Consider the following 18,489-nt stretch of genomic DNA (forward strand, 5'->3'; position numbering starts at 1 on the left):
GCCGCCCCGGTGCGTGGCGGTCGGCTCGTTCATGACCCCTCCCAGTAGAGCAGTGCGTTGACGGCGGCGGCGGCGACCGCCGACCCGCCCTTCTCGCCCCGGTTGCTGACCGCGGGCAGGCATGCCTCGCGCAGGGCCTGCTTCGACTCGGCCGCCCCGACGAATCCGACCGGCAGGCCCACGACCAGCGCGGGCCGGACGCCGAGCCGAAGGATCTCCTCCAGCGCCGTGGGCGCGTTGCCCACCACCCACACCGCTCCCGGCCCCACCTCGTCGTACGCCATCCGGATGGCGGCGGCGCTGCGGGTCAGGCCCGGCCCGGCCGCGGCGCCGCGCACCCGGCAGACGGGGGTGACCGCGGTGATGCCGGCGGCGACCATCTCGACGTCGGCGACGACGGGCGTGCCGGCCCGCAGCGCGGCGGCCGCGGCCGCCAGGTCGTCCTCGCCGGAGACGACGAGGTCGCCGAGGTAGTCGAGGTCGGCGCTGGCGTGGATCACCCGTTCGGTCACGGCGCGGGTCAGCGGAGGCAGGCCCGAGGTGTCCGCCCGCGAGCGGAGGATCTCGTACGACCGGACCTCGATGGGGTGGACCGTCCTCGGGCGTGGCGGCCGGCTCATTCGGCGTACCTCCGGCCGAGCCCCGACACCCGCCACACGAGGGCGGCCCCGCCCCACACCGTCGCGAACAGCGCCACGATGACGTAGCCGAACAGCTCGAAGTGGTCGGCGAGCGAGGCGTACGCGGCGAGCGCACCGCCGGCGCCCGTCGCCTCGGCCGCCAGCCCGGCGAGGTAGACGGTCGCGATGAACGCGGCGACCAGGACGGTCACCCCGGTCGTCGCCGCGTTGTAGTAGAGCCGCCGCGCCGGGCTGCGGTAGGCCCACGAGTAGGCCCGCGACATGAGCAGGCTGTCGGCGGTGTCGCAGGCCGTCATGCCGGCGGCGAACAGCAGGGGCAGCGTGAGCACGGCCGTCGTCGGGAGGCTGCCCTGCGAGGCCGTGCTGGCCGACAGGGCGAGCAGCGTCACCTCGCTGGCCGTCTCCAGGCCCAGCCCGAACAGCAGGCCGACCGGGTACATGTGCCACGACGACCGGATCAGCCCGCGGACGCGGCTGCCGAGCACGCGGTTCATCAGGCCCCGGTTCAGCAGCAGGAGTTCCAGCTCGTCCCGGTCGATCCGGCCGCGCGTCATGCGCCGCCACAGCCCGATCACCCCGGCGAGCACCATGCCGTTCAGCACCGCGACGAGCAGCAGAAACGACATGGCGACGACCTGCGAGACGATCCCGCCCACCCGGCGGAAGCTCTCGACGTCGTGCCCGGCGGCCCCGGCGGCCATCGCCACGATCAGGGCGAGGGCCAGCACCACGGTGGAGTGCCCGAGCGCGAAGAAGAATCCGACCCCGACCGGGCGGCGTCCCCGCTGGAGCATCAGCCGCGTCGTGTCGTCGATCGCGGCGATGTGGTCGGCGTCGAAGGCGTGCCGGACGCCGAGGCTGTAGGCGAGGGTCCCGGCCCCGGCGAAGGCGCCCGCCCCGGCGAGGCCCTCGGCGTAGTAGAGGTACAGCGACCATCCGGCGATGTGCAGGGCCGTGACGACGGCGACGATGCCGCCGATCCGCGCGCGTTCCCGCGCGGTCCATCTCACCCCGGCGTACGCGGGCGGATTCACGAGCGCACCTCCACGACCGCGTCGACGGGACAGATCTCGGCGCACTCCCCGCAGCGCGTGCAGCGGTCGTCGAGGACCACCAGCCCCCCGCCGTCCGCGGGCCGTATCGCGTGCTCGGGGCAGGTGAGCAGGCACGCCCCGCATCCCGCGCAGGCGGCCGTCACGGCGTAACCCACAGCGGGACTCACAGCGAGACTCACGGCGGGACTCATGGAGGAGCTCAGCGTTGCCACACATACTCCCTCGGTGTCACGAAACGGCCGGCGACCACCCGGCTCCGGCTGGAGCCGACGATCACCAGGCTCCGCATGGTGACCAGCTCGGGATCGAGCTCGCCGAGCGTGGTCAGCAGGACGTGCTGGGCCGGACGGCTCGCGTCCGTCACCACTCCGGCCGGGGTGGCCGGCGGCCGGTGCAGGGCGAGGATCTCCAGGGCCTTCGGCAGCTGCCAGTGGCGGCCGCGCGAGCGGGGGTTGTAGAACGCGACCACGAGGTCCGACTCCGCGGCCGCGGTCACCCGCCGCTCGATGGCCTCCCACGGCGTGTGCAGGTCGGACAGGCTGATGGCGCAGTGGTCGTGACCGAGCGGCGCGCCGAGCAGGGCCGAGGCGGCCAGCATCGCCGTGACGCCCGGCACGCCGACCACGTCGAACGAGTCGTCGGCGTTCTCCAGAGCGGGCGAGGCCATCGCGTACACTCCGGCGTCGCCGCTGCCGATCAGCGCCACCGCGTGACCCTCGGCGGCCAGCCGCACGGCGGCGCGGGCCCGTTCCTCCTCGGCGCCGAGCCCGGACTCCACGACGCGCGTGCCGGGCCGCAGCAGGTCGCGGATCTGCGCCACGTACTGGTCGAGGCCGACGACGTGACCCGCCCGGCGCAGCTCGGCGACCGCCCGGGGGGTGAGCAGGTCGCGGGAGCCGGGACCGAGCCCGACGATCGCGAGCCGCCCGCGCGGGCGCAGCCGCGCCACCGCGACGGTGGCCATCGCCGACTTCCGTTTCCGCACCACCAGCTCGCCGCCGCCGGCCAACGCCGCCGCCTCGGCGACGCTCGGCGTCCCGACGGCCGCACGCACGACCTCGCTCGGGTTCGGCACGGCGACGCCGGCGAGCCGGTCCGCCGGGTAGGTGACCAGCGGCACGCCGAGAGCCCGCGCCGCCTCGACGATTCCGGGCTCGTCGGCCTTCACGTCGGCGGTGGCCAGCCGGGAAACCGAGCCCAGGGCCAGCCCGGCCTCCGCGAGGGCGGCCCGCACCAGCCCGATGACCTCTTCGGCCGGCACGCCGCGGCTGCCCCCGACGCCGACGGCCAGGCTCGGCGGGCGGACGATCACGACCGGCCGGGGCGGTGCGGCCGTGCTGTCCGTGACATGGTCTGTGGCATGGTCCGTATCACGGCCTGTGACAAGGTCCGTGACAAGGTCTGTGACAAGGTCTGTGACAAGGTCTGTGGCACGGTCCGTGAGGAGGATGCGGGGCACGCCGTCCGCGCCGCCAGTGCCGTCCCCGGCCCGGCCGGGGGTGACCGGCAGCGGCGGCAGCGGCCAGGTCGCGTCGGCGACCAGCGCCACCTCCTCGCCGTCCAGCATGGCCCGCGTCACTGCGGCGACGTCGCCCTCGACCGGCAGGCCGAGCTCGTCGAGCGGGCTTGTCCCCGTGGCGTCCGTGGCGGTGGTGACGACCGGCAGCGCGCCGAGGACGTCGCCCACCCGTCGCGCCAGCCGGTTCGCGCCGCCGGCGTGCCCGCCGACGACGGCCACCGCGAACCGGCCCGCCTCGTCGACGCACACCACGCCGGGGTCGGTCCGCTTGTCGCCGAGGAGGGGCGCGAGCAGCCGTACGGCGGCCCCGACGGCGAGGAAGCAGACGATCTCGTCGCACTCGCGCCAGGCGTCCGCCAGATCGGCGACCGGGTAACGCCGGACGTCTCCCCACGCCCCGGCCAGCCGGTCGGCGGCCACGCCGCCCGCCCTGGTGGCGGTCACCACCCCGGTCACCAGCCCGGTCTTCACGCTGCCTCCTTGATGCTCATCGGTGCCTCCCGTGCCTCACGACCCCGTGCCTCACGACCCGGTGCCCCCAGACGAGGAAGACCGGGTTGGTCGCGTCGAGCCGGGTGGCGCCGCCGGGCAGCGGGGCGAAACGCGACGCGTTGACGACGGCGCCGCCCACCTCGTACGACGCGGCGGCGAGGGCGTCCCGCGTGGCCGCGATCCGGTCGACGGCGGCCAGCGCCACCACGACGGCGCGCGCGCCCCGGCCCGCCGCGGCGGCGACGACCTCCGGGCCGCCGCCGCCCACGAAGACGGCGTCGGGGTCGGGGAGACCGGCCAGGCAGGCGGGGGCGTCCCCGCCGACGACCAGCACGTCGACGTCGTGGCCGCGGGCGTTGCGGCGGGCCCGCTCGCACTGCGCGGGGTCGCGGTCGACCGCCACGGCCGCCGCGCCGAAACGGGCGCACTCGACCGCGACCGAGCCGCTCCCGCAGCCCACGTCCCACACCAGGTCGCCCAGGCCGGGGCCGAGGTGCGCGAGCGCGAGGGCCCGCACCTCCGCCTTGGTGATCATGCTGTCGCGGTGGTCGTACGCCTCCTCGGGCAGGCCCCAGCGGGCGGGGGTCAGGCGGCGGGGCGCCGCCCATCCGCGCCCGGCGGCCTCACGGCCGGCCAGCGCCAGCACGACGTTGGGCTCCGCCCACGACCGGGCCGCGGCCTCTTCGGGCGCGCACTCGGTGACCCGCTGCTCCGGGGTGCCCAGGCGCTCGGCGACGACCAGCCGTCTCGGCCGGCCGCGCAGCGCCGCGCCGATCTCGGCAGGCCCGCTGCCGGGCGCCGTGAGCACGGCCACCTTGGGCAGCGCCAGGCAGGCGTTGACGGCGGGCCGCGGGTCCCGGCCGTGCGCGCTGACGACGACGGCGTCGTCCCAGGTCTCCCCGGCCAGCGCGAAGGCCGCCGCGACCGACGACACGGCCGGCTCGACGTCGGGGTCGAGCCCGGCCTGGCGCAGCAGGCGGACGATGCCGAAGAATCCCGGGTCGCCGGAGGCGAGCACGACGGCGGGCCCGCGATGGGCGCGGACCGCCGCGACACCCGCGGCCACGTCGCCAAGCACGTGCCGCTCCGCCGCCTCGGGCACGGCCAGGGCGTCGAGGTGCCGCCTGGCCCCCGCCACCAGCGTCGCCCCGGCCAGCCGGGCGGCGGCCCGCTCCGGCAGGGGCCGCCCGTCCACGCCGATCACGGTCACCCGAGCGGCCACGTGGCCGGTCGCCTGAGTGGTCGCCTGGTCGGTCGGGTGGCCGGTGGCCTGAGTAGCCGCCTGGTCGGTCACGGCGCCTCCCCGCTCGACGCGACCGGACCGCGGCCGTCCGGGTCGACCATGATCACGCTGGCGGTGACGACGCCGCCGGTGAACCGCTCCAGCACGTCCTTCACCCGGCCGCAGATGAGCCCGCCCGCACGGGCAAGGAGCCCCGCGGCCTCCCACAGCTCGTACGCGTGGCGGGCGGTGTTGGCGGCGGCGACCTCGGCCACGAGCGCGTCGTCCCCGCCTGCCTCCCGCGTCACCGAGGCGAGGAGATCGCGGTCGATCTTCGATCGGGTGTAGTGGGTCATGAGCACGCCGGCGGCGAGCTTGGTGAGCTTTCCCGCCATGCCCACGAAGAGCACGTCGGTGATCCCCTCGTCGACCGCCCGGCGCAGCGCGGCCCCGGTGAAGTCGCCCACCTCGACGAAGCACACCTCGGGGAGGCCGGGTCGCAGCCGCATGGCCGCGCCGTCGGTCCGGCCGCCGGTGGACAGCACGAGCGTCCGCTCGCCCTGGGCCGCCATCACCCCGATGGCCTGCACCACGGAGGACCGCCACGACTCGGTGGAGAACGGCCGGACGATCCCGGTCGTGCCGAGGATCGAGATGCCGCCGAGGATGCCGAGCCTGGCGTTGGTCGTCTTGCGGGCCATGCGCTCGCCCTCGGGCACGCTGATGACGACGCGCACCCCGCGCTCGCCGAGGTCGAGCACCTCGCCGACGGCCCGCGTGATCTGCGCGCGGGGGGCCGGGTTGATTGCCGGGCCGCCGACCTCAAGCCCGAGGCCGGGCTTGGTCACCACGCCCACGCCCACGCCGCCGTCCAGTTCGATCCCGGCCTCGGGGCGCCACGACACCGTCGCCGTCATGTGCGCGCCGTGGGTGACGTCGGGGTCGTCGCCGCCGTCCTTCACCACGACGGCCGTCGCCCGGCCGTCGCGCACCTCGTAGGAGTCGACCGGCAGCGTCACCCGGTCACCGCCGGGCAGCGGGGTGTCCACGACGGCGGGGGTCTCCCCGCGGGCGAGTGCGATGCTCGCGGCCTTCGCCGCCGCCGCGCTGCACGTCCCGGTCGTCCAGCCGGTGCGCAGCGCCCGCTTGCGGACCTTCATCGTGCGGGGCAGGTCGGGCTCGCGCAGCTCGGGCCCCGAAGGCGACCCGGGGGAGCCGGGCGGCGCGGTCACGACGCGCCTCTGGCGCGCAGCGCGCGCCGGGCGGCGGGGTCAGGGCGGCGGTGCCCGTGGAAGTGCCCCGGGTGATAGAGGTGCGACCGGGTCCCCTCGGCGCCGAGCGCGGGCCCCACCAGCACCAGCGTGTGCTTCCACAGTTTGTGCGCCCGCACGGTGGCGGCCAGCTCGTCGAGCCGGCAGCGCAGCACGAGCTCGTCGTCCCACGTCACCCGGTAGCCGATGACGCACGGCGTCTCCGGCGGATAGCCGCCCTCCAGCAGCTCGTGCTGGAGCTGGGCCGATCGGGCGGCCGACAGGAACAGGGCCATGGTCGCGCCGTGCGCCGCGAAGCCGCGGACGGTCTCGCCGGCGGGCATCGGCGTCTTGCCGCCCTCCAGCCGGGTGAGCACCACCGACTGCGCCACCTCGGGGACGGTGAGCTCCCGCCCGGCCGCGGCGGCGACCGCGGTGAAGCTCGACACGCCGGGCACGATCTCGGCGGTCAGGCCGAGGGCGGCGCACCGGTCGAGCTGCTCCTGCACGGCGCCCCACAACGCCGGGTCGCCGGAGTGCACCCGCGCCACGCGCAGGCCGTCCCTGGCGGCCTCCTCGTAAAGGGCCACCACTTCCTCAAGCGGCACGGCGGCCGAGTCGACGATCCGGGCGTCCGGCCGGGCGTGCTCCAGCACACCCGGGTGCACCAGGCTGGAGGCCCAGATCACGATGTCCGCCCGGCCGATCGCCGCGGCCCCGCGCAGGGTCAGCAGATCGGCCGCGCCGGGCCCGGCCCCGATGAACGTGACGGAGCCGCCGCTCTCGCGGCCTCCGCTCGTCGCGCCGTCTTTCACAGTCTTCCTCCTCGGCCGGTCCGCTTCGGGGTCACCAGCAGCGCCGACAGGTACGGCGCGGCAGCCCCGGGGTCCAGGTCGGCGGCGGCCCGGATGTCCTCGTCGGGCAGGCCGAGCGCGGCACCGTAGACGGCGCCGTCGAGCCTGCCCGCGTCGCGTACGGCGTCGAGCACCTGGGGCAGCACCCGGCCGCCCTTGTAGGCGACGACGGTGTCGTGGGCGTCGAGCGCCCGGCGCAGCGCGCCGACCCCGGCGGTCAGCGGCATCAGCGCGAGCGACTCGCGGCCCTCGACCAGCACGGTGCCGCTGCCCGCGGCCAGCGCCTGCATGGCGGTGATCCCCGGCACGGTCTCCACCCGTACTGCGGGCACGAGCGCGCGCACGGTGTCCGCGAGGTAGGTGAACGTGCTGTAGACGTTGGGGTCTCCGATAGTGGCGAAGGCGACGGTCCGGCCGCCCTCGGCGTAGCAGCGGGCGACGGCCTCCCCGGCCGCGTCCCAGGCGTCGTCCCGCCGGGGGCCGTCGGTCAGCGCGAACACCAGCCGCCGCACCTCGCGGTCCACGTTGGCGCGGACGATCCGCTCGGCGCGTCCCTCCTCGCCGGTGTCGGCCACCGGCACCACCACGACGTCGGCGTCCCGCAGCACGCGCACGGCCCTGACCGTGACGAGGTCGGGGTCGCCGGGGCCGACGCCGACCCCGTACAGCGTGGGCCTCATGCGGCGGCCTCCACCAGATCGCGGGCGAGGCGCGGCGCGCCGGCCCAGTGGACATGCAGATAGGAGGCGTGCACACCGCCCCGGACGAACCCCTCGCGCCGCCCGCCTTCCAGCGTGTACGCGGGGCCGTACGAGGGGGGCGCGCCGGCGGCGGGGGAGCAGGCCGTGCGGTGGAACTCGTGCGCCCGCACGGCCGACCCGTCGGGCCGGGCCGCCTCCCGGTAGCCCAGGGTCAGGCGGCCGGTCATGCGGGCGTCGGCCGGCAGCACCCCGCACATCGGGGCGCCGTCGAGGGACCGGGCGAGGTAGAGCAGCCCGGCGCACTCGGCCCAGACGGGCAGTCCGCGCGCCGCGAGGCGGGCGACCTCGGCCCGCAGCGGGGCGTTGGCCGACAGGTCGGCGGCGTGGACCTCGGGGAACCCGCCGCCCAGCACCAGGCCGCGGGTCCCTTCGGGCAGCCGTTCGTCCGTCAGCGGGTCGACGTGGGCCACGTCGGCTCCGGCGGCCTCCAGGAGTTCGGCCGTCTCGGCGTAGGCGAAGGTGAACGCGGCCCCCGCGGCCACCGCGACGACCGGCCGGCCCGCCCGAGCGGCGGACCCGGAGCCGGACACCCACCCGGACGCGGATACGGACGCGAGGGCGTCGCCGGCCGACCACGGGACGGCGGCCAGCGGCGGCGCGGCCGACGCGACGCGCAGGATCAGGCCGAGGTCGCAGTGGCGCTCCACCAGCTCGCCCAGCGCGGCCACGGCCCGGCGGGCCTGCGTCTCCCGCTCACGCGCGGGGACCAGGCCGAGGTGCCGCGAGGGCACGTGGACGCCGGCGTCGCGCGGCAGCGCGCCCGCGACCGGCACGCCCGCGGACGCGAGCGCCTCCCGCAGGATCTGCTCGTGCCGGGCGGAGCCCACCCGGTTCAGCACCACGGCGGCGACCCGCACGGACGGGTCGTACGTCGCGAAGCCGTGGACCAGCGCGGCCACCGACGACGACTGCGACGACGCGTCGACGACCAGTAGCACGGGGGCGTCCAGAAGCTTGGCGACGTGGGCGGTGGACGCCTCGCCGGTCGAGCCCCGGCCGTCGAACAGGCCCATCACGCCCTCGACGACGGCGACGTCCGCGCCGCGGGCGCCGTGCGCGAACAGCGGGGCGACCAGGCCGTCCCCGGTGAGGAACGCGTCGAGGTTGCGGCCGGGCCGGCCGGTGGCCAGCGCGTGGTAGCCGGGGTCGATGTAGTCGGGGCCGACCTTGTGCGGCGACACCCGCAGCCCGCGTGCCGCCAGCGCCGCCATGATCCCGGTGGCCACCGTGGTCTTGCCCGCCCCCGACGCCGGGGCGGCGACCACGAGCCGGGGCACCGTCACCATTCGCTCACCATTCGATGCCCCGCTGGCCCTTCTGCCCCGCGTCCATCGGGTGCTTGACCTTCGTCATCTCCACGACCAGGTCGGCCGCCCCGACCAGCCGGGGGTCGGCGTCCCTCCCGGTGATGACCACGTGCTGCCGTCCCGGCCGGTCGCGCAGCGTCGCCACCACGTCGTCGACGTCCACCCAGCCCCACTTCATGGGGTAGGTGAACTCGTCGAGCACGTAGAGCCCGTAGCTCTCGGCCGCCAGGTCGCGCCGGATCTGCTCCCAGCCCTCCCTGGCGTCGGCGGCGTGGTCGGCCTCGGTGCCGGGACGCTGGATCCACGACCAGCCCTCGCCCATCTTGTGCCAGGTCACCGGGCCGCCCTCGCCGGTCTCGGCGTGGACGCGCCCGAGCGCGCGCAGCGCCGCCTCCTCGCCGACCCGCCACTTCGCGCTCTTCACGAACTGGAACACCCCGATCGGCCAGCCCTGGTTCCACGCGCGCAGCGCGAGCCCGAAGGCGGCCGTCGACTTCCCCTTCATCTCGCCCGTGTGCACGATGACCAGCGGCCGGTTGCGCCGCTCCCGCGTCGTCAGCCCGTCGTCCGGCACCGCGGCCGGCCTGCCCTGCGGCATCTACGCCACCCTCCTCACGTCGCGGACCACTCCGGCCAGGTCACCGGCCGCCAGGTCGCCGAGCCGCAGCGTCACGCCGCCCAGCGCGGCGCCGAGCCGGGTGGCCAGGCCCAGCCGTACGGGACCCTGCTCGCAGTCGACGACCACGCTCGCGACGCCGTGGGCGGCCAGCCGGGCGGCCACGGCGGCGGGGTCGGGGCCGGCGGTGTGACGGCCGTCGGTCACGACCACCAGCAGCGGGCGGCGGCGCGGGTCGCGCAGCCGCTCGGTGGCCAGCACGTTCGCGGACCGGCGCAGGCCCGCGGCGATGGGCGTGCGGCCGCCCGTGGGCAGCCTGGCCAGCCGGGCGGACGCGAGTTCGACGCTGGACGTCGGCGGCAGCGCCACCGTCGCGTCCTCGCCCCGGAACGTCACCAGGCCCACCTTGTCGCGCCGCTGGTAGGCGTCGAGCAGGAGCGACAGCACCGCGCCCTTCACCGCCGTCATGCGGGCCCGCGCCGCCATCGAGCCGCTCGCGTCCACGCAGAACAGCACGAGGTTGGACTCGCGGCCCTCGTTCACCGCCTCGCGCAGGTCGTCCGGGCGCAGCACGAGGCCGCCGCCGTCACGGCCCCGGGCGAGCTGGTGCGGGGCCGCCGCGGCGAGGGTCGCCGTGAGGTGGAGCCGCCGCAGCCGGTCCGCGGGCGGGCGCGCGCCCGCCGCCCGGCCGGCGCCGCCCGTGGTCCGGCCGCGCCGCCCGGCCGGGCCGCCCTCCCCGACCGTGGGCGGGGCGAGCAGCCGGGGCCGGTAGGGCGTGCCCGGGGCGGCCGGGGACTGCTCCCTGCTCCCGTCGCCGCCGCGCGGTTCCTCGCGGTTCCCGGCACGGCCGCTCGCGTCGCCCGCGTCGCCGGGGCCGTCCGTGCCGGGACCGCTGCCGGGGCCGCCTTCGGGACCGTCCGTGCCGGGCCCGCCGTCGGGGTCGGGTTCGGGATCGTCGTCCTCCTCACTCCGCGCGGCCTCGGCGAGCGCCCGGTCGAGCTGCTCGTCGTCCGCCCCCGGCGCGTCGAACGGATCCCTGCGGCGGCGGTGCGGGAGCGCGAGCCGGGCCGCCGCCCGCACGTCGTCCCCCGTCACCTCGTCGCGGCCCTCCCACGCGGCCAGCGCGACGGCCGCACGGGCCGTCACCAGGTCGGCCCGCAGGCCGTCGACACCGAACGCCGCGCATACGGCGGTGATCTGGCGCAGCGCGGAGTCGGGCAGCGTCACGCGGGTCAGCCGCGCCCGGGCCGCCGCGATGCGCGCGGCGAGCCCGGCGTCGCCTTCCCGGTACGCGGCGGCGAAACCGGCCGGGTCCTCGTCGAACGCCAGCCGGCGGCGGACCACCTCCGCCCGCTCCCTGGGCTCGCGGGTGGCGCGCACCTCGACCGTGAGGCCGAACCGGTCGAGCAGCTGGGGGCGCAGCTCCCCCTCCTCGGGGTTCATCGTGCCCACCAGCAGGAAGCGGGCTGCGTGCCGCACCGACACGCCCTCGCGCTCGACGTACGACGTGCCCATCGCGGCGGCGTCGAGGAGCAGGTCGACCAGGTGGTCGTGGAGGAGGTTGACCTCGTCGACGTACAGGACGCCGCGGTGAGCGGCGGCGAGCAGACCGGGGTCGAACGCCCGGACGCCCTCGGTCAGGGCCCGCTCCAGGTCGAGCGAGCCGGCCACCCGGTCCTCGCTCGCACCCACAGGCAGCTCCACCAGCCGGGCCGGCCGCGAAAGGGCCTGGGGCCCGTCGTGTGGCCCGTCGTGTGGCTTGTCGTGCGGCCCGTCGGGGCAGGCGGGGTCGGGCGCGGCCGGGTCGCAGGAGAACCGGCAGCCGGTCACCACGTCCACGGGCGGCAGCAGGGCGGCGAGCGACCGCACCACGGTCGACTTGGCCGTGCCCTTCTCGCCCCGCACGAGCACCCCTCCGATGGCGGGGGACACGGCGTTCAACAGCAGCGCGAGCTTCAGGTCGTCGAGCCCGACGACGGCGCTGAACGGATACGTCGCGGTCACCGGCCGGCCTCCAGGTCGCCTTCCATCTCCAGATATGTCGCCCGCAGGCCGTCGAGGGTGTCGGCGGACGGCTCCGCCCACAGGCCCCGCTCGGCCGCCTCAAGCAGCCGCTCCGCGATGCCGCGCAGCGCCCAGGGGTTCGAGCGGCGCATGAACTCCCGCACCTCCGGGTCGAACACGTACGACTGGGCCAGCGACTCGTACATCCAGTCGTCCACGACCCCGGCGGTGGCGTCGAAGCCGAACAGGTAGTCGACGGTCGCCGCCATCTCGAACGCGCCCTTGTAGCCGTGCCGCCGCATCGCCGCGATCCAGCGGGGGTTGACCACGCGGGAGCGGAACACCCGGCGCGTCTCCTCGCCCAGCGTCCTGGTGCGCACCGTGTCCGGCACGTGCGAGTCGCCCACGTACGCGGCGGGGGAGGTGCCGGTCAGGTGGCGGACCATGGCCACCATGCCGCCGTGGTACTGGAAGTAGTCGTCGGAGTCGGCGATGTCGTGCTCGCGGTTGTCCTGGTTCTTCGCGGCCACCTCGATGCGCCGGAACGCCGACTCCATGTCGGCTCTGGCCTCCCGGCCGTCCAGCCCCCTGCCGTACGCGTAGCCGCCCCATACGGCGTAGACCTCGGCGAGGTCGGCGTCGTCCCGCCAGTTGCGGGCGTCGATCAGCGGCAGCAGGCCCGCGCCGTACGCGCCGGGCTTGGAGCCGAAGACGCGGCTGGTGGCCCGGCGGTGGTCGCCGTGCCGGGCCACCTCGTCGGCGACGTGCGCGCGCAGCGGGTTGATCTCGGCCGGCTCGTCGAGCGCGGCGACGGCCCGGACGGCGTCGTCCATCAGCGCGACGACGTGCGGGAAGGCGTCGCGGAAGAAGCCGCTGATGCGCACCACCACATCGACGCGGGGGCGGCCGAGCTCCTCCGGCGTCATGATCTCGAAACCGGTGACCCGGCGGGAGGCGTCGTCCCAGGCCGGCCGCACGCCGAGCAGGGCGAAGACCTCGGCGATGTCGTCGCCCTGGGTGCGCATCGCGCTGGTGCCCCAGACCGTGAGGCCCACCGTGCGGGGCCAGGCGCCCGTGTCGGCGCGGTAGCGCTCGGCCAGCGAGGCCGCCAGCGCCGCGCCCGTCTCCCAGGCGAGCCGCGACGGGATCGCCTTCGGGTCGACGGAGTAGAAGTTGCGGCCGGTCGGCAGCACGTTGACCAGCCCTCGGGTGGGCGAGCCCGACGGTCCGGCGGGCACGTATCCGCCGTCAAGCGCGTGCACCACGTGGGTCACCTCGTCGGTGGTGCGGGCCAGCCTCGGCACGACCTCGGCGGCGGCGAAGCGCAGCACCCGGGCGACGCCGGCAACGGGGGAGACCTCGGCGGCCGCGGCCGGATCCCAGCCGCGCTCCTCCATGGCCCCGACCAGGCGCCTGGCCTCCTCCTCGAACCGGTCGACCTCGCCCCTGGCCTCCTTGCCCTCGGCCAGGCCGAGCGCCTCGCGCAGTCCGGGCAGCGCGCCGGCCGCGCCGCCCCACACCTGCCGGGCCCGCAGCACCGCGAGCACCAGGTTGACCCGGGCCTCCCCGGCCGGGGCCTGGCCCAGCACGTGCAGGCCGTCCCGGATCTGCACGTCCTTGATCTCGCAGAGGTAGCCGTCGACGTGCAGCAGGAAGTCGTCGAACTCCGCGTCGCCCGGGCGGTCGTCCACGTGCAGGTCGTGGTGGAGCTGGGCGGCCTGGATCAGCGTCCAGATCTGCGCCCGCACGGCCGGCAGCTTGGCCGGGTCGAGGGCGGCCACGGTGGCGTGCTCGTCGAGGAGCTGTTCGAGCCGGGCGAGGTCGCCGTACGAGTCGGCCCTGGCCATCGGCGGGATCATGTGGTCGACGACGGTTGCGTGCCCGCGCCGCTTGGCCTGGGTGCCCTCGCCGGGGTCGTTGACGATGAACGGGTAGACCAGCGGCAGGTCCCCGAGCACCGCGTCGGGGGCGCACGACGCGGACAGGCCGAGGCCCTTGCCGGGCAGCCATTCCAGCGTGCCGTGCTTGCCGAGGTGCACCACGGCGTGCGCGCCGAAGTCGCGGGCCAGCCAGCGGTACGTCGCCAGATAGTGGTGACTCGGCGGCAGATCGGGGTCGTGGTAGATGGCCACCGGGTTCTCGCCGAAGCCGCGCGGCGGCTGGATCGCCACGATGACGTTGCCGAACCGCAGCGCAGCGATGACGATGTCGTCCCCGTCGACGTAGAGCGAGCCGGGCGGCGGCCCCCAGGCCTCGGTGACCGCGTCCCGCAGGCCGGCGGGCAGCTCCGCGAACCACTCCCGGTACGCGGCGAGCGGCACCCGGGCCGGTGAGGCGGCGAGCTGCTCCTCGGTCAGCCACTCCACGTCGTGACCGCCGGCCGCGATCAGCGCGTGGATCAGTGTGTCGCCGTCGCCGGGGACGGCCCCCACGTCGTAACCGGCCTCGCGCAGCGCGCCGAGCAGGACGATGGCCGAGGCCGGGGTGTCCATGCCGACGGCGTTGCCGACGCGGGCGTGTTTGGTGGGATACGACGACAGCACGACGGCCAGCCGCTTGTCGCCGTTCGGCACCCGGCGCAGCCGGGCGTGCGCGACCGCGAGGCCGGCCACCCGGGCACACCGCCCGGGGTCGGCGACGTAGACGGGCACACCGTCCGGGCCGTCCTCCTTGAAGGAGAACGGCACCGTCACGAGCCGCCCGTCGAACTCGGGCACCGCCACCTGCATGGCCGCGTCCAGCGGCGACAGCCCGGCGTCGGACTCGGCCCAGACGGCCCGCGAGGTGGTCAGGCACAGGCCCTGCAGCACCGGCACGTCGAGCGCGGCCAGCGCCCCCACGTCCCACGCGTCGTCGTCCCCGCCCGCCACGGCCTCGGTCGCGACCGCGCCGCCCGCCGCGAGGACGGTGACGACCAGCGCGTCCACGCCACGGAGCAGGTCGAACAGCGCGGGATCGGCGCCACGTAGCGATCCGCAGAAGACCGGCAGCGCGTCGGCCCCGGCGGCCTCGACCGCGTCGCACAGGCCGTCGACGAACGCGGTGTTGCCCGAGAGCTCGTGCGCCCGGTAGTAGATCACGCCGACCAGAGGCCGGTCGCCGTGCCGCACGCGGCCCGGCCGGATCCCGTACGCCGGGGTGCCGCGGGGCGGGGCGAAGCCCTCCCCGGTCAGCAGCAGGGTGTCGGACAGGAACCGGTGCAGTTCGAGCAGGTTGCCGGGGCCGCCCTCGGCGAGGTAGGCGAGCGCCTCCGCGGCCACCCCGGACGGCACGGTCGACAGCGCCATCAGCGCGGCGTCGGGGGCGGGCTCGCCGCCGAGCACCACGACCGGGCGGCCCGAGGCGAGCACCGCGTCCAGGCCCTCCGGCCACGACCTGCGGCCGCCGAGGAGCCGTACGACGACGACGTCCACGCCGTCCACCAGGGCCGGGACGTCGGCGGCGGCGACCCTGGCCGGGTTGGCCACCCGCCAGGACGCCCCACTGCGGCGGGCCGCGAGGAGCTCGGTGTCGGCCGCCGACAGCAGCAGCATCGTCATGCGGGATCGTCCTCCAGCGTCACAGTGGCGGCGGGATGGGTCGCGGAGGTCATCCGCCCTCCACGGAACCGCCCGGCGTTCCGGCGCCGGGAGCGCCGAGGGTCATGGCGACGGGCGGGAGCCCGGCGGGCACCCCGCCCTCGATGAGCCGCCACACGGCGTCGGTGTCGAGGTGCTCCTCCACCAGGTCACCGAGGGCGTCGAGACGGGCCTCGCGCCGCTCGGCGAACGTCCCGGTCCCGGGCCGCCAGTCGCGCCCGGCGGCGGCCGCGACCTCCGCGAGGAAGGCCCGCCTGAAGCCGTCGCCGTCGAACAGGCCGTGCCAGGTGGTGCCGTAGACCTGGCCCACGCGGCAGCCGTCGAGGAACGGCTCGCCGCCCTCCACCCGCACCCGGCCGTGGTGGATCTGGTAGCCGGTGACCTCGTGGCCGCGCCAGCGGCCGCTCGGCAGCGCGAGCACCTTCTCGGGCCCGAACTCGGTGCGGACCGGCAGCAGGCCCAGGCCCTCGATCCGGCCGGCCCGGCTCTCCACCTCGTCGTCGATGACCGCGCCGAGCATCTGCAGGCCGCCGCACACACCGACTACCGGCCGGCCCGCGGCGGCCCGGCGGCGCAGCGCCGCGTCGATGCCGCGTTCGCGCATCCAGTTCAGGTCGGAGACCGTCGCCCGGGTGCCCGGAACGACGACGAGGTCGGCCTCCTCGGCCTCGGCGGCCGACGTGACGAGCCGCACGGCGACGCCAGGCTCGGCCGCCAGCGCGTCGGCGTCGGTGACGTTCGACATGCGCGGCAGCCGTACCAGCGCGACGTTGAGCACGTCGGGGCCGACGGGCGGGGTGAACAGCCCGGGACGGCTGTCCAGGTCGAGAGAGTCCTCCACGTCGAGCCACAGGCCGGACCGCCAGGGCAGCACGCCCAGGCACGGGCGGCCGGTTGCCGCGCGCAGCCAGTCGAGCCCCGGCTGGAGCAGCGCCGGGTCGCCGCGGAACTTGTTGACGACGAAGCCCGCCAGATGCCGCTGGTCGGCCGGGTCGAGCACGGCCAGCGTGCCGGCGAAGTGGGCCAGCACACCGCCGCGGTCGATGTCGCCGACGACGAGGACGGGCAGGCCCGCGGCGCGGGCCAGGCCCATGTTGGCGATGTCCCGGTCGCGGAGGTTGACCTCGGCCGGGCTGCCGGCGCCCTCGCAGATCACGACGTCGAACCGGCGGCGCAAATCGGCCAGCGCGTCCACGGCCACGTCGAGCAGCCGCATCTTGTGGTCGCGGTAGGACATCGCGTCCACGTCGGCGTGGGCGCGGCCCAGCACGACGACGTGGGAGTGCCGTTCGCCTGACGGCTTGAGCAGCACCGGGTTCATCGCCGCCTCGGGCTCCACCCGGGCGGCCGCGGCCTGCATGGCCTGGGCGCGGCCGATCTCCCCGCCGTCGGCCGTGACCATGGAGTTGAGCGCCATGTTCTGCGCCTTGAAGGGCGCGACCCGCACGCCGCGGCGGGCCAGCCACCGGCACAGGCCGGCGGTCAGCACGCTCTTGCCGGCGTCGGAGGTGGTGCCCGCGACCAGCAGCGCGCCGCTCATCGCGGCCCCCGCTCACCGTCGCGCATGTCGTCTGCGCCCGCTATGTCGGGTGTGCCGGCTATTTCGGTTGCGCCGGGTGCGGGGGAGTGGGCGATCCTGCCGCCGTGCGGCATGTCAGGAAGCGGGGGGCGCGATCGGCAACGAGGTGCCTTCGCGCAGGCCGGGCACGGCCATGACGGCGTCCTCCCTGGGGGTCCGCGCCCCCGGTCGAAGATCCGACGGCCGGAGTATCCTGGCTCCCGGATCGACGCTCTCCCCGGCCTTCCCGCCCGTGGGCAGTGGCGTGGTGAGGATCGCTCCCCGGTGACAGTGGCGGGACCGCGCCGGAATCACACCGGCTTCCTCCACATCCGTCGCTTGCGGCTGCAAACATACACCCCGCGACCAAGGGGTAGGCAAGGCACGTTCTATCCGAAACCGACCTAGGTAACTGGGTTGTCCCATTTTGGTGATCGTCGCCTGCTCCGGCCGTGCGCCTGTGGCGGCCGGGGGGCGACCATGCTGAACTGGGACGATGGGTTAGGGTTGCCGGTAAATGGGGGAAAACGGCACATCCATTGGGGACGACTCGCGGGTGCGGAGGACGCCTGCGGACGCGTTCGGCCGCAGCCGGACCGCGGAGAGCGCCCTGCCCGCCCGGCGTCTGCTGTCCAGTGAGGACCTGGGGTGGCGCACCCTGCTCGCCCGGACGTACCGCGACTCGCCCGTGGCGGAGGAGTTCGCCACCGCGGCGTCCCCGGATCTGCTCGTCGTGCTGGTGACGAGCGGCAGCTACCTCATCGAGAGCCGTAAGGGCCGCTCCTGGCGCCGGGCGGCCTACCACCCGGGCTCGGTCGGAGTGACCGCTCCCGGCAACGTCAGCGTGCTGCGCTGGCGCAGCACCGCCCCGGAGCCGCTGGAGTCACTTCACATCCACATCGGCGGGGCGCTGGTTGAGGAGACCTGCCGGTTGCTCGGCGAGGAGGGCCTGCGCACCCCCGGGCCGCTGCCCGACGCACTCCATCTGGACGACCAGCTGGTCGTGGCCGCGGGGCGGGCGATCTCCCGGGGGCTGCGGGAGGGCGTGGGCCCTCTCTACGCGGACTCGCTCGCCCAGACGCTCGCGGTCCACCTGCTCTACCGCGCCCACGGACGGGTCTCCCCGGTCACCGGGGGCCCGGGGCCCGCGAGCCCGTGGTCCGGCGGCCCGGCGGCGTCCGGGAAGGCGGTCCTCGGGCCCCGCGCCCTCGGCCTGGTCACCTCGTACATGCGCGAGCACCTCCACGAGGACATCCGTCTGGATGATCTCGCCGCCCAGGCGAACCTCAGCAAGTATCACCTCCTGCGGATGTTCGCGAGCTCGACCGGTTTCACACCGCACCGCTACCTGACCCGGCTGCGCCTCGACCACGCGTCCGACCTGCTGCGTGACACCTCCCAGACGATCCTGCAGGTGTCCATCGCCTGCGGCTACCGCAGTCCCGGCCAGTTCGCCGCCGCGTTCCGCAGGCGGTACGGCGTCGCCCCGAGCGAGTTCCGCCGGTCGCACGGGCTCGTGCCCGCCGATGGCGCAATCCCGGGGGATGCCGCCGCAATCGAGGGAGAGAACGACGGCGCCTGAACTCGCCATCCTGGTCAACGGCCCGGCGTCCGGTGACGCCGGGCGACCGA

General features: G+C 75.9%; 14 protein-coding genes and 1 riboswitch. Of the genes, 1 reads left to right on the top strand and 13 read right to left on the bottom strand.

Annotation, left to right across the window (positions count from 1 at the left end; genetic code table 11):
- Window positions 1–29: 29 nt before the first annotated feature.
- The 13 genes from JOL79_RS09275 to JOL79_RS09335 are packed head-to-tail and all read right to left on the bottom strand — an operon-like array spanning window position 30 to window position 16,839.
- Window positions 30–620, bottom strand: coding sequence for a precorrin-8X methylmutase (locus JOL79_RS09275; RefSeq protein WP_210155312.1), 591 nt, complete (start codon window positions 618–620; stop codon window positions 30–32).
- Entirely contained in the window at window positions 617–1,675 is a 1,059-nt protein-coding gene (locus JOL79_RS09280) for a HoxN/HupN/NixA family nickel/cobalt transporter (protein ID WP_210155313.1), read from the bottom strand. Before JOL79_RS09280 ends, JOL79_RS09275 begins: the two co-directional genes overlap by 4 nt.
- Window positions 1,672–1,875, bottom strand: coding sequence for a 4Fe-4S binding protein (locus tag JOL79_RS09285; protein WP_307848424.1), 204 nt, complete (start codon window positions 1,873–1,875; stop codon window positions 1,672–1,674). Before JOL79_RS09285 ends, JOL79_RS09280 begins: the two co-directional genes overlap by 4 nt.
- A gap of 20 nt (window positions 1,876–1,895) precedes the next feature.
- On the bottom strand, window positions 1,896–3,686 hold the full coding sequence (gene cobJ, locus JOL79_RS09290) for a precorrin-3B C(17)-methyltransferase (RefSeq protein WP_307848425.1): 1,791 nt from the start codon (window positions 3,684–3,686) through the stop codon (window positions 1,896–1,898).
- A gap of 16 nt (window positions 3,687–3,702) precedes the next feature.
- On the bottom strand, window positions 3,703–5,001 hold the full coding sequence (gene cbiE, locus JOL79_RS09295) for a precorrin-6y C5,15-methyltransferase (decarboxylating) subunit CbiE (RefSeq protein ID WP_307848426.1): 1,299 nt from the start codon (window positions 4,999–5,001) through the stop codon (window positions 3,703–3,705).
- Window positions 4,998–6,161 carry a cobalt-precorrin-5B (C(1))-methyltransferase gene (locus JOL79_RS09300; protein WP_307848427.1) on the bottom strand — a complete coding sequence of 388 codons (1,164 nt, stop codon included), beginning with the start codon at window positions 6,159–6,161 and terminating at the stop codon, window positions 4,998–5,000. Before JOL79_RS09300 ends, cbiE begins: the two co-directional genes overlap by 4 nt.
- Window positions 6,158–6,994 carry a precorrin-4 C(11)-methyltransferase gene (gene cobM / locus JOL79_RS09305; RefSeq protein WP_210155314.1) on the bottom strand — a complete coding sequence of 279 codons (837 nt, stop codon included), beginning with the start codon at window positions 6,992–6,994 and terminating at the stop codon, window positions 6,158–6,160. The genes JOL79_RS09300 and cobM overlap by 4 nt, the downstream gene beginning before the upstream one ends.
- Window positions 6,991–7,713, bottom strand: coding sequence for a precorrin-2 C(20)-methyltransferase (cobI, locus tag JOL79_RS09310; protein WP_210155315.1), 723 nt, complete (start codon window positions 7,711–7,713; stop codon window positions 6,991–6,993). The genes cobM and cobI overlap by 4 nt, the downstream gene beginning before the upstream one ends.
- Complete coding sequence (locus tag JOL79_RS09315) at window positions 7,710–9,080, bottom strand: cobyrinic acid a,c-diamide synthase CobB (RefSeq protein ID WP_210155316.1); 1,371 nt, start codon at window positions 9,078–9,080, stop codon at window positions 7,710–7,712. The genes cobI and JOL79_RS09315 overlap by 4 nt, the downstream gene beginning before the upstream one ends.
- A gap of 4 nt (window positions 9,081–9,084) precedes the next feature.
- Window positions 9,085–9,699, bottom strand: a complete 615-nt coding sequence (gene cobO / locus JOL79_RS09320) for a cob(I)yrinic acid a,c-diamide adenosyltransferase (RefSeq protein ID WP_210155317.1) — start codon at window positions 9,697–9,699, stop codon at window positions 9,085–9,087.
- A complete protein-coding gene (locus tag JOL79_RS09325; RefSeq protein ID WP_210155318.1) occupies window positions 9,700–11,721 on the bottom strand; it encodes a putative cobaltochelatase in 2,022 nt (673 codons plus the stop codon).
- Window positions 11,718–15,260: a cobaltochelatase subunit CobN gene (cobN, locus tag JOL79_RS09330; protein WP_210155319.1), complete on the bottom strand. Its 3,543-nt coding sequence runs from the start codon at window positions 15,258–15,260 to the stop codon at window positions 11,718–11,720. The genes JOL79_RS09325 and cobN overlap by 4 nt, the downstream gene beginning before the upstream one ends.
- Before the next feature lie 49 nt (window positions 15,261–15,309).
- A complete protein-coding gene (locus tag JOL79_RS09335; protein ID WP_210155320.1) occupies window positions 15,310–16,839 on the bottom strand; it encodes a cobyric acid synthase in 1,530 nt (509 codons plus the stop codon).
- A 225-nt stretch (window positions 16,840–17,064) separates the two neighbouring features.
- A riboswitch (cobalamin riboswitch) is annotated at window positions 17,065–17,184 on the bottom strand.
- A 229-nt stretch (window positions 17,185–17,413) separates the two neighbouring features.
- Between JOL79_RS09335 and JOL79_RS35385 the strand changes: the two genes are divergently transcribed.
- Window positions 17,414–18,439, top strand: coding sequence for a helix-turn-helix transcriptional regulator (locus JOL79_RS35385; protein ID WP_210155321.1), 1,026 nt, complete (start codon window positions 17,414–17,416; stop codon window positions 18,437–18,439).
- Window positions 18,440–18,489 lie beyond the last annotated feature (50 nt).

The organism is Microbispora oryzae (assembly GCF_017896165.1).
Taxonomy (GTDB): domain Bacteria; phylum Actinomycetota; class Actinomycetes; order Streptosporangiales; family Streptosporangiaceae; genus Microbispora; species Microbispora oryzae.